We start from the raw sequence: 12063 nt of genomic DNA on the forward strand, positions 1-12063 counted from the left end.
CGCTGCCGGGGCCGTCCCTGGACAGCGGATACAGGCCGACGACACCGTCTCACCCACCCGACCTGTTGAGGAATCGCCGCACATGGCCAGGCGCCAGACCCCCGCTCTGCCGGAGGATTTCACCGAGAAAATCATCGACGTCGACGTCGAAGCCGAGATGGAGGAGTCCTTCCTCGAGTACGCGTACTCGGTCATCTACTCGCGTGCCCTTCCGGACGCGCGGGACGGCCTCAAGCCTGTGCAGCGGCGCATCCTGTACATGATGTCGGACATGGGCCTGCGCCCGGACCGCGGTCATGTGAAATCCGCGCGCGTGGTCGGCGAGGTCATGGGTAAGCTGCATCCGCACGGCGACAGCGCCATCTATGACGCCATGGTGCGCATGGCACAGGACTTCTCGCTGCGGCTCCCCCTCATCGACGGGCACGGAAACTTCGGCTCGCTCGACGACGGACCGGCGGCCGCGCGGTACACCGAGGCCCGCCTCGCCGCTGCGGCCCTGACCATGACGAACCACCTCGACGAGGACGTCGTCGACTTCATCCCCAACTACGACAACTCCCTCGACCAGCCCGAAGTGCTGCCGGCCGCCTTCCCCAACCTCCTCGTCAACGGCGCCAGCGGGATCGCCGTCGGGATGGCGACGAACATGCCGCCGCACAACCTCGGCGAGGTCGTCACGGCGGCCCGCCACCTCATCGCGAATCCGGATGCACCGCTCGAGGACCTCATGCGCTTCGTCCCCGGACCCGATCTGCCGAGCGGCGGCAAGATCGTGGGCCTGGACGGCGTGCGTGACGCCTATGCAACGGGCCGGGGCTCGTTCAAGACCCGCGCCACCGTCAAGGTCGAGCAGCTGTCCGCGCGGCGTACCGGCCTCGTGGTGACCGAACTGCCCTACACGGTGGGGCCGGAGAAGGTCATCGAGCGGATCAAGGACGCGGTCAACGCGAAGAAGCTGCAGGGTATCTCGGACATCGTCGACCTCACCGACCGCAAGCACGGCCTGCGCCTGGTGATCGAGCTCAAGAACGGGTTCAACCCCAACGCGGTCCTCGCGCAGCTCTACCGCTTCACGCCGATGGAGGATTCGTTCGGCATCAACAACGTGGCCCTCGTCGACGGGCAACCGCGGACGCTCGGGCTCCTGGAGCTGCTGAAGGTCTACGTCGCACACCGGATCCTCGTGGTCCGCCGCAGGACCTCCTACCGGCTGCAGCGCAAGCGTGACCGCCTGCACCTCGTCGAGGGCCTGCTCATCGCGATCCTCGATATCGACGAGGTCATCCAGGTCATCCGCTCCTCGGACGAGTCCTCCGCGGCCCGCGAACGCCTCATGTCCATCTACGACCTGACCGAGATCCAGGCCAATTACATCCTGGAGCTGAGGCTCCGCCAGCTGACGAAGTACTCGCGCATCGAACTCGAGAAGGAACAGGAGCAACTGCGCCTCGAGATCGCCGAGCTCGAGGGCATCCTCGGCTCGGAGGAGCGCCTCCGGACGCTCGTGTCCGACGAGCTCGCCGCCCTCTCGGAGCAGTTCGCAACACCGCGCCGTACGGTCCTCCTGGAGTCCGAAGCAGCCGCTCCGCTTAAGGGCTCGACCCTCCCTGCCCCGGCAGGGAAGGGTGCCAAGGCGATCATGCCCCTGGAGATCTCCGACGATCCTTGCTGGGTCCTGCTGTCGGCCTCCGGTCAGCTGGCGCGCACCTCGGATCGCCAGCCCCTGGCCGACGGTCAGCGGATCAAGCACGATGCCTTCCGCTCCGTCCTGGCCTCCACGGCTCGCGGGGAAGTCGGAGCGATCACCTCGGCGGGCCGGATGATCCGGCTGCAGGTGATGGACATGCCGGCACTGCCGCCCACCGCCGGAGTGCCGAACCTCGCGGGCGGCGTTCCATCGTCCGAGTTCATCACGCTCGAGCGCGGCGAGCGCCTCGTCGGACTGGCGCCGTTGGGCGCCGCGGTGGCTCTCGGGACCGCCCAGGGCGTAGTCAAGCGTGTGCAACCCGACTACCCGCTGAATCGGGACGACTGGGAGGTGGTCTCCCTGAAGCCCAAGGACACGGTGGTCGGGGTCGCGACCGCCGCGGACCAGGACGATCTCGTCTTCATCACGCGCACGGCGCAGCTGCTGCGCTTCCCGGCGTCGGCCGTGCGACCGCAGGGCAGGACCGCCGGCGGCATGGCGGGCATCAAGCTCGCGGCCGGTGACACGGTGCTGCACTTCGGCGCGATCGCGTCCGGTGACGATCAGGGCGTGGTGGTGACGGTCACTGCTGCCGGCAGCACCCTGCCGGGCACATCTGCCGGGTCGGCCAAGGTCACCGAGTTGTCCGAGTACCCCGTCAAGGGCCGGGCGACGGCGGGAGTTCGAGCCCACCGCTTCCTCCGCGGCGAGGAGGCCCTCTCGCTGGCCTGGGCGGGCCATGGTCCGGCGCGCGCCGCTTCCGCCAACGGGGTGGCGCGGGCACTGCCCACCGAACACGGGCGCCGCGACGGCTCGGGCGTCCCGCTGACGCAGCAGATCGATGCCGTAGGACCGGCGCTGCTCGGACTCCTGGACGCCTCTGGCCCGGGTGTCCGTCCCGCCGGCGGCTCGATCGATCCCTCGGCGGACGGGCCTGCCGGCGGCGTCAGGATCGTCGACGGATCAGCGTCGGCCGACCGTACGGCGGACGACGGTCCTGAAGACGCGCAGGGAACACTGCTCTAGGCAGACCTGTCCGCCGTGACACTCAGCGGCAGGTCGAACACGATCGATCGCTGCGTCGGCCCGTACCCCATGCGCTCGTACAGTCCCAGGGCGCCCGATGGGTTCTCGGTGTCGACGCCGAGCCCGGCGTTGTCCATGCCAGCTGCTCGGTAACGCCTCATCGCCTCGGCCAGGAGCGCCGGCGCCAGTCCGCGGCCACGCCAGGTCTTCCTGACACCCAGCAGGTCGGTGTAGCCCTCGGAGTGGCCGAGCAGTTCCTTCGAATCGGGGTCGTAGCTGGCCAGGTGGTACGCCACCACCTCGCCGGTCGCGGGGTCGAGCAGGGCGAGGCTCCAGTCGTCGCGGAACTCGGGGTGGGTGACCGTGAACTGCCAGGATTCCTGGTCGCGGGGTTCACTCCCCCAATGGTCCTGGAACGCATCGTTGTGGGCGAGCCGTACGAGCTCGACGAGGTTGCGATCCGCGCCATCGGCGAAACTCAGCAGGTGCAGTTCGGCGGGGAACGGCAGGTCCGGGATCGGCTGGGAGAGAGGTCGCGTCATCTCGGTGAAGTACCTGACGATCGTGCTGCCACTCGCCGTGAGCAGGGCCAGATGCGAGGGGTTGCGCTCCTCGACGTAGTTCCTGAAGACGCCGTCGGTCCGGCCGGTCTCCTGCAGTCGCTCGATCGCGCGCCACGCCTGCCAGCTGAAGACCGCTCGTCCGATCCCCCGTCGGCGCCACCCCGGGTCCACCCCGCCGGCGCCGTGCACGACCGAGGAGCCCGCATTCATCGAGAGTCGTCCGAAGGCGCGCGGGAGGCCGTCGTCGTCGAAGCCCGCGATGGTGTCGCGCCGCGGATCGTTCTTCGACGCCCTCAGGGCCTGCTCGAGGTCGGCGCGCTGCTCCACCCAGTCCGGCTCGTCCGCCGCGGCGATGCACTGGATCAGCGAGAGCCAGCGCTCGATATCGGCGTAGGAGAGCGGTCGCCACTGCAACAGATCCGGCAACGGCGGAGCATGGTGCCCGGGCTCGCCGGTGGAGCCTGCATCCTTGAGGGGCATCTCGGGCGTGCTCATGGTGCCAGCGTATTCCCTGGGCGGCTGCCTCCGCCGGATGTTTCGGCTCCGGCAGGGCGCGATGCAGCCGCCGACACCCACAGCGAGCGGTAGGTCGGACGCGGTTACCAGGACTCCGATCCTGCGTGAGGCAGGGGGTGAGCCGATCCCAGCACGACGACGTCGTCACACAGCGCTGCCTCGTCGGGGTTGTGGGTCACCAGGAGGACCGCCGTCTCGGGAAGCCCGTGCCGCAGATCCTCGAGCAACGATCGGGCGCCGGCGGCGTCGAGGTGAGCGGTGGGCTCGTCGAGGAGGACGACGCCGGATCGGGTCAGCAGTGCGCGAGCCACGGCAAGTCGTTGGCGCTGACCGCCGGACAGGCGGGATCCACCCGATCCGGCCTGGGCATCGAGGCCGTTCTCCAGACCGGCCACCATGTCGGCCAGTCCCACAGCACGGATGACAGCGTGGAGCTCTTCCTCGGTCGCGGGATCCCCGGGGGCTCGCGCGAGCTGGAGGTTGGACCTCAGGGTGGAGGTGAACAGGTGGCTCTCCTGGGGGCACCAGGCGATGCGAGGCACACCACCGACGACGCTGGTCGACCCGTTGACCACGAGACGGCCCTCATCGAGGGGCAGGAATCCCAACAGTGCTCCCAGGATGGTCGATTTGCCGCTGCCGGACGGGCCGGTGAGACCTGTCCACCGTCCGGGAGCCAACTGCAGGTTCACCCCGGTGACCACAGGATGACCCGGCTGGTAGCCGATCCCGGCGTTGTCGAGGGCGAGCGTCCTCACCGGAACGACCTCCGGCCCGTGGATGCTCGCTGCCTGCTCCTGCCGATCCGGGGAAGGACCCAGCATCGGCAGGATGCGGCGTGTAACCGCAGAGAGGGGACCCCAGTGCTGGACGGCCGCTGTCCCTGCGACGAAGGGTTCGATCAGGGCGAGCTGCATGAGCACCAACACGGCCGTGGTGTCAGCCGCTACCCCATTCGCGGTGACAAGGATGCCGAGGGCCGCGGCGCAGCAGGCGGCAACGATCACCGCCGTCGATGCGCCGGCTCCCGCCGCCGACCGGCGTGCTGCCGCCGCGACCCGGCCGTCGAGCGTCCGTGTCCCCGCGAGCGCGGCGCGGTGGACACCGTTCACCCTGAGGTCCGGCGCTGCCCGCAGCAGGCGTGTGATGCGTTCAAGAGCCTCGGCGCGTATCTCCACGGCTGCGGCACCGGCGGCCTGCTCGCGCAGGACTGCGACGAGCGGCGCGACGACGACGGCGGCACCGACGGCGAGCGCCTGCGAGCCGAGCGATGCAGGGTGCAGGATGGCGGTCGTGACGAGCGCCGCGATACCGGTGAGGGCGGAGGTGACGAACGGTAACAGCGCACGCGCGGAGAGGTTCCTCAGTTCGTCGACGTCACCGATCAGGCGTTCGATTCCTCCCGAGCCGCGTGCGATGGTTCGCCAGGACCGTCCGGCGCGGAGCAGCCCGGTCCACAGGCGCAGTCGCGTGTCATCCGCTCGATGGAAGACCGCCCGGTGGAGCCAGAGCCGTTCCTCGTAGCGCAGGAGGGACCGGCCGATGCCGAAGAAACGCACACCGACGATGGCCGTCAGGAGATAGAGGATCGGGGGCTGCTCCGCGGCGCGGACGATCAGCCAGCCGCTGAGGGCCGTCAGTGCGACAGCGAAGACGGCGGCGCCCAGTCCCAGCGCCGCCGCCGCGAGGAAGCGCCGGTCCCACGGTCGGACGAGTGCAAGCACGTCATGGGCCGACTGGCGCAACGATGCTCCCGTCGTCACCAGCGTCGGTGTCGTCCTCGTAAGTGTCGTTGTCGTTGCCGTAGCCGTAGCCGTGGTCGTCGTAGCCGTTGCCGTAGCCGTTGCCGTAGCCGTCATTGCCGTAGTCGTCGTTGCCGTAGTCCTCGGCGCCGACGACGGCAGGGTCCGCAGCGTGCGAGGGAGCGCTCCACCGGAACGGGTATCGACCGAGTTGACGGGGTCAACGGTCACGGCCGCGATGTCCCTGGCGTGGAAGGACGACGACGAGGACCCTGCCGACAACGAGGGAGCGGGCCTCGGACCGAGCCATAGCTCGGACGCCGCGATGCCCGCCGTCTCGTCGTCGTGCGCAATCAGGAGGATCGTCAGCCCGGGCCGGCGTGCCTGGAGGGCCGCCCGGATGGCTGCCGACGACTCTTCGTCGACATGCGCGGTGGGCTCGTCGAGGAGCAGGAGGCGGACCAACGGATCCTGTGCGCGCATGAGCGCCCGGGCGACGGCGACACGCCTCAGCTCGCCGGGACTCAGCTCCCCCGTTGCCCTGTCCACGAGTCCGCCCGCCCCCACGGATGCGAGCGTCTCCGTAATCGACGGATCGTCCTCGGAGACCCCGCCGTACAGGGCGAGTTCCGCGCGGACCGAACTCATGAGCACTTCGGGGTGTTGCGGGACCCATGCGACTCCACCGTCCTCGAGGCCCGTCATGCTGCCCTCGAGCTGGAGACCCGGTGGGACTGCCCCGCCCCCGGCCAGTGCTCGCATGAGCGTCGATTTTCCCGATCCGCTCGCACCTCGGAGAGCCGTGATGGAGCCGGGCCGAAGTGTGAACGACACGCGGTCGACGACTGGCTCCAGGACGCCGTCGTACCGGGCAGTCAGTCCTTCCACGCTCACGCCGGCCCATGCCACGGCGGTTTCCCGGCAGGCCGTAGACAGGACAGCTCCCTCGGCCCCTCGCGCAGCGTCAGCGCCTGCCCGTCCCGGGGCTGCTTCCCCGGCCGGTCGCGGGGCGTCGATCACGGCGCGTACCCGCGACCCGGCCTCCTCGCCGTCCTCGCTCGCATGGTGGGCTGCACCGACGTCGCGGATCGGGCCGTAGCATTCCGGCGCGAGGATGAGTGCGATCAGGGCCGTTTCCAGACTCAGGTCGCCGTGGATCAGGCGGATGCCGGCGAACACCGCAACGACGGCGACGGAGATGGTGCTGATCAGTTCCAGGGCGAGGGAGGACAGGAAGACCGTGCGGAGCGTCGTCATCGTACGCGAGGTGTAGGCGCCGGCGATGTCGTTGAGAGCCCGCGTCTGCTCAGCGGCCCGCCCGAGGCCCACCAGGACGGGCAGACCCCGTGCGAGTTCGAGCAGGTGGTCGGAAAGACGCCCGAGCGCCGCGGCTGCCTGCTGCGTGCGGTCCTGGGTGTGCAGGCCGATCAGCGCCATGAAGACCGGGACGAGAGGCACTGTGAGGACGATGATGAGCGCGCTGACCCAGTCGGCGGCGAGGATCCGCGCACCGATGAGAAGTGGCACCACGGCGCAGGTGATGAGCGCGGGCAGGTACTGCGTGTAGTACTTGTCGAGCCCGTCGAGGCCACGGGTCAGCAGCACTGCCAGGGAACCCTGTCCGCTGCCGGGCGCTGCCGTGGGCGCAGTGCCGCCGTCGTCAAGCACGCGAAGGAGGGCGGACTCGCGCATCCGCTCCCTGACACCCATCGCCAGGCGCGCCGCCGTCGCATCCTGCCCCCAGGCGGCGAGTGTGCGCAATCCTGCGCCGGCGATGCCCTGGAGCAGGACCGAACGGACGTCCAACGAACCGGCGGCGAGGGACGCAATCCCGAGGGCGAGGGCCTGCGCCATGAGAACCAGGCCCAGGGCGCGAGCGGCGGCTAGGGCCCCGAGGAGATACACGGCCGTACCGGACCCCGCCGCTCCCGCCGGCCCACCCGCCCGGAGGGAGGAGATCGGCGAGACACGGCGCGTCTGCTGCCCGCTTCCCGTGCCGCTGTCGGCGGCGGCAGGTGGGGTGGTCGGTGAAGCAGTCGGCGGTGAGGTGGGCGTGCTCTCGTGCATGGGTGTCCTGGTGGCTCCGCTCACAGGGCTGTGACGGCGTGCGCGGCGGGGATGCTCGCCTCGGACACACGCCGACGGAAGACCCAGTATGTCCAGGCCTGATAAGCGAGGACAAGCGGGAGTCCGAAGCACGCAACCAGACTCATCAGTCCGAGGGTGTAGGGCGAGGAGGACGCATTCTGCACCGTCAGGTCGAAGGCCGGGTCGAGGGTGGAGGGCAGGACCACGGGGAAGGCGGCCCCGAAGATCGACCCGATGAGGGCCAGCATGCCGACCCCCAGGCCGGCGAAGGCTCGCCCGTCGCGGCCGACGGTCGCGGCGCGGTAGGACGCAATGAATGCCACGACCGCAAGCACGACGACGAACCACGTGACGACCGTGCCGCTGCCCACCTGCACGAGCAGCGCCCAACCCAGGAACGGGATCATGGCGACCGGCAGGAGTCGGCGGAAGAGCCGGTCCGCCTGGCTGCGGATACTCCCCTCCGTCTTCAGCGCCACGAAGGCTGCGGCGTGGACGAGGCAGAAGAGCACGACGGCGACGGCACCGAGCAACGCGGGCATCGTGGCCCAGGCGAAGGCACCGCCCACGCGATTGCCGTTGACGTCGAGCGGCAGCCCCGTGGTCGTGAGGGCGAGCGCGGCACCGATGCCTGCCGCTGCAATGAAGGATCCGACGGCGATGGACCAGTCCCAGCGGTCCCGCCACGCGTCGCTGTCCCGCTTTCCGCGCCACTCGAAGGCGACAGCACGAAAGATGAGGCCGAGGAGCACGAGCAGGAACGGCAGGTAGAGCGCCGACAGCAGCGACGCGTACCAGTGGGGAAACGCGGCGAAGGTGGCGCCTACGGCGGTTACGAGCCAGACCTCGTTGCCGTCCCAGACAGGGCCGACCGTATTCAGCAGGACGCGCCGCTGGGTGTCGTTGCGTGCCATGAGTTTCATGAGCATGCCCACCCCGAGATCGAACCCCTCGAGAAAGAGGTAGCCGGCCCACAGCACGGCGATCAGGACGAACCAGAGGGTAGGCAAGGCCTCGGTCATCGAAGCACCTTTCGGGGAGTCGCAAACATCAGGTATGCGCGGATGGGGTCCGGGCGGGCACCGCTGCGGACAGCGACGGTAGTCCGCGCCCGGGCAGCGCGGGTGGTTTCCGGTGACGTAGCGCCAATCTTCCGCACCCGCGCAGCACCGGTTGTGTGCGCCGACGCGACGCCCGTCCGCGACCGCGCAGCGCGAGTGGTTTGCGCGCTGTCAGTAGGCGAAAGCGAGGACATCGCCGTCGTCCTTTCCTCCGTGGCGCGCTCCGGACCCGCCGCTCCCGCCGTCGCCCCCGTGACCGGAGTCCGAACCTGCCTGCGCCAACTCCGGCATGGCTGAGGCGGTGCCACCCCGGACGTAGGAGAAGAGGAGCTTCACCTCGACCACAAGGAGGACGGCGTACACCGAGGTCAGTGCCACGAGGGACGCGACCAACTCGCCGAGGGAGACCCCGGGTGACACGGCGGCGGCGGTGAACATGAAGACGCTGTCGATACCGGAGGGGTCGGGATTCGGCGCGACGACGAACGGCTGCCGGCCCATCTCCGTGAAGATCCAGCCTGCCGAGTTGGCGCCGAAGGGGGCGAGGATCCCGAAGACAGCGAGCCGCATGAGCCAGCGGGATTCGGGAACCGTCCCCTTCCTGAGGACCCAGAGGGCGAGCGCGGCGGCACCCGCGGCGATCGCCCCGAAGCCGATCATGATGCGGAACCCCCAGTAGGTGACCTCCATGACGGGTAGGTAATCGATCTCCGTGCCCGCCCGCTCGCCGTACATGGGATCGTCGGGCAAGGTTGTGCCGTACTTCTCCTGATATTCGGGAAGCAGGGTGTTCACGCCCTTGACCTCGGTGGTGAAGTCGCCGTTGGCCAGGAAGGACAGCACGCCGGGTACCTCGATGACGGCCGTGATGTCGTCACAGCTCTGCGCGCCGAGGTTGCCGACGGAGAGGATGGAGAAACCCGTGCCGTCATGGCAGGCAGCCTCCGCTGCAGCCATCTTCATGGGCTGCTGGTCGAACATGAGCTTGCCCTGCAGGTCACCGGTGATGCCTGTCCCCGCGAAGGCGATCATGGCAACAACGGCCCCGGCGCGGGCGGACATCAGCCACACCCTGTGGTCGACGGCGTCACGGGCACCCCCGGCATCGCCCACGATCACAGCGCCATCGGCACCCACCGTGTCGAGGCCGTCGTGGCGTCGCTTGTGCAGGTGATACCAGCTGATACCGAGGAGGAAGGCACCTGCGACCGCCAGCGCGCCGAAGACGGTGTGCGGGAAGGCGACCAGCGCCGTGTTGTTCGTGAAGACCGCCCAGGCGTCGACCATCACGGGCCGGCCGTCGACCATCTCGACCCCCACGGGGTGCTGCATCCACGAGTTCGCCACCAGGATGAAGTAGGCAGAGAACACTGAGGCGAGCACTGCGGCCCAGAGACAGAGCAGGTGGACCAGACGTGGCAGCCGGCCCCAACCGAAAATCCAGAGGCCGAGGAAGGTGGATTCCACGAAGAAGGCAAGGAGTGCCTCCATGGCGAGCGGGGCACCGAAGACGTCACCGACGAAGCGGCTGTACTCGCTCCAGGCCATCCCGAACTGGAATTCCTGCACCAGGCCCGTCGCCACACCCATGATGAAGTTGATGAGGAAGAGCTTGCCCCAGAACTTCGTCATGCGCAGGTAGTGCTCCTTCCCGGAGCGGTGCCACATGGTCTGCATCACGGCTACCAGCAAACCAAGCCCGATCGTCAGGGGGACCATGAGGAAGTGATAGACGGTGGTGATTCCGAATTGCCACCTGGCAATTTCCAAGGCTTCCATGTGGCCCTCTCAGCAGCGCCTGGCGTCAGTGTCGACGGAACTTCTACAGTCTGTAGAACAAGTTGTTCTACCTATCGTAGAACATGCACGGCATCATTTCTACGTAGAGTAGAAATGTGGTGCAAGAAGTTGTACGTTAGATGCACCACGCTTCATCGCTCGCTTCGGGGAGCGGATCCGGGTCCAGGTCGGATCGGGATCGCAATTGATCGAAGGAAGAACATGGCAACGCTCGGAGATCTCGAACGCACAGTGATGGAACTGCTGTGGGCAACGCCGGAAGCGATGACCGCCAATGAGCTGCGGGATGCCATTGCCGAGGCGCCCCTGGGAGAAGTGGGACGCGAGCTCGCCGTGACGACGGTCCTCACCGTCCTCTCGCGGCTCGAGAAGAAGGGACTGGTCAAGCGGGAGCGCGACAACCGGCCCCACCGCTACAAATCCGTGACGAGCCGCGAGGACCACACGGCTGAACTCATGCACGAGGTACTCGTGACCGCACCGGATCGCGAAGCAGTTCTGGCGCGCTTCATCGGCAGCGTCTCCGAAACCGAGGCACAAACCCTGCGCAAGCTGCTCGGCGGCAGCTGACCCGCCCGTGTTCTGGGCCTCCTACCTGCTCGCGGCCCTCGCGATCCTCCTTGCGTGGCCTGCCCCCATTGCCCTTTCCCGCGCCTCCTGGCCTGCCCGTGCACCCTTCACGGCCATGGTGCTATGGCAGTCGATCGCTCTTGCCGGCGGACTGTCGATGATCGGGGCCATGCTCGTGTGGGGCCTCGAACCGCTGGGGGACAATCTCATTTCGGCGTCGTCCGGGTTCTTCGACATCGTGCTCAATGACAGGTCCGCGCAGACCCTCGGCGTGATCCACGTTTTCGCCATCAGCGCCGCAACACTCCTGTTCGGCCACCTCGTCTTCACCCTGGCCCTGACGTTCGTCCGGATCCGTCGGCAGCGTCGTCGCCATCGCGACATGCTCAATCTGCTGAGCTCCCCTGCGGCCGATCAGCCAGCGACCCTCGTCATCAATCACCCGGCTCCCGTGGCCTACTGCCTCCCCGGCGGCGCACGCTCGGTCACCGTCATGTCCGACGGCCTGATGGATCTGCTGAGCCGCGCGGAACTCGACGCCGTCCTCACCCACGAGAACGCGCACCTCCACCAGCGCCACCACCTGCTGCTGTGGGCATTTGCTGCCTGGCGTTCGGCCTTACCGTGGCTTCCGACGTCGCAACTGGCGCAGCGCGCCGTGAGCGAACTGATCGAAATGCTCGCCGACGATGAGGCGCTGCGCCACGTGGATGAACAAACGCTCATGCGCGCCATCGTGATCGTCGGTGCAGGCACACTTCCTCGCGCAGCGGACCCCCTTGATGATCCCCTCGCGGACGAGACCAGGTTCGGGACCACCCCGGGGGCGGACGTAACGGGTGGTACCGCGGACGCGCACTCCACCGCGCCTCGCCTGCGCCGGTTACTCACTCCGCTGCCACCCCTCGGCAGGGTCCAGCAAGCGCTCGCGCTGTCGACAGCAGGCTTGTTGCTCGTGGTGCCGCCGGCCCTGCTGGTCGCTCCGGAACTGCTCGGCTGACGCTTCC

The 12063-nt window shown here is 68.4% G+C and carries 7 protein-coding genes; 3 read left to right on the plus strand and 4 right to left on the minus strand.

The window, feature by feature from the left end; all coding sequences use genetic code 11:
* Window positions 1-82 precede the first annotated feature (82 nt).
* The gene (locus RCH21_RS10620; protein WP_326964345.1) at window positions 83-2716 is read left to right on the plus strand and encodes a DNA gyrase/topoisomerase IV subunit A; all 2634 of its coding nucleotides are present in this window, start codon (window positions 83-85) and stop codon (window positions 2714-2716) included.
* On the opposite strand, the gene RCH21_RS10625 is transcribed toward RCH21_RS10620, so the two are convergent.
* The 4 genes from RCH21_RS10625 to RCH21_RS10640 form a co-directional block, all read right to left on the minus strand.
* Window positions 2713-3774, minus strand: coding sequence for a GNAT family N-acetyltransferase (locus RCH21_RS10625; RefSeq protein ID WP_326964346.1), 1062 nt, complete (start codon window positions 3772-3774; stop codon window positions 2713-2715). The two genes, RCH21_RS10620 and RCH21_RS10625, sit on opposite strands and share 4 nt — an antisense overlap.
* Window positions 3775-3878: 104 nt before the next feature.
* Window positions 3879-7604 carry a thiol reductant ABC exporter subunit CydD gene (gene cydD / locus RCH21_RS10630; RefSeq protein ID WP_326964347.1) on the minus strand — a complete coding sequence of 1242 codons (3726 nt, stop codon included), beginning with the start codon at window positions 7602-7604 and terminating at the stop codon, window positions 3879-3881.
* Window positions 7605-7624: 20 nt separating this feature from the next.
* Window positions 7625-8647 carry a cytochrome d ubiquinol oxidase subunit II gene (cydB, locus tag RCH21_RS10635; protein ID WP_326964348.1) on the minus strand — a complete coding sequence of 341 codons (1023 nt, stop codon included), beginning with the start codon at window positions 8645-8647 and terminating at the stop codon, window positions 7625-7627.
* A 210-nt stretch (window positions 8648-8857) separates the two neighbouring features.
* Window positions 8858-10465: a cytochrome ubiquinol oxidase subunit I gene (locus RCH21_RS10640; protein ID WP_326964349.1), complete on the minus strand. Its 1608-nt coding sequence runs from the start codon at window positions 10463-10465 to the stop codon at window positions 8858-8860.
* A 222-nt stretch (window positions 10466-10687) separates the two neighbouring features.
* Between RCH21_RS10640 and RCH21_RS10645 the strand changes: the two genes are divergently transcribed.
* Together RCH21_RS10645 and RCH21_RS10650 are read left to right on the plus strand one after the other, a co-directional pair.
* Window positions 10688-11056 carry a BlaI/MecI/CopY family transcriptional regulator gene (locus tag RCH21_RS10645; protein WP_120149176.1) on the plus strand — a complete coding sequence of 123 codons (369 nt, stop codon included), beginning with the start codon at window positions 10688-10690 and terminating at the stop codon, window positions 11054-11056.
* Between the two features lie 7 nt (window positions 11057-11063).
* A complete protein-coding gene (locus tag RCH21_RS10650; RefSeq protein ID WP_120149177.1) occupies window positions 11064-12056 on the plus strand; it encodes a M56 family metallopeptidase in 993 nt (330 codons plus the stop codon).
* Window positions 12057-12063: the final 7 nt, after the last annotated feature.

It is taken from the genome of Arthrobacter sp. PL16 (assembly GCF_035985055.1).
Taxonomy (GTDB): domain Bacteria; phylum Actinomycetota; class Actinomycetes; order Actinomycetales; family Micrococcaceae; genus Arthrobacter_D; species Arthrobacter_D cheniae.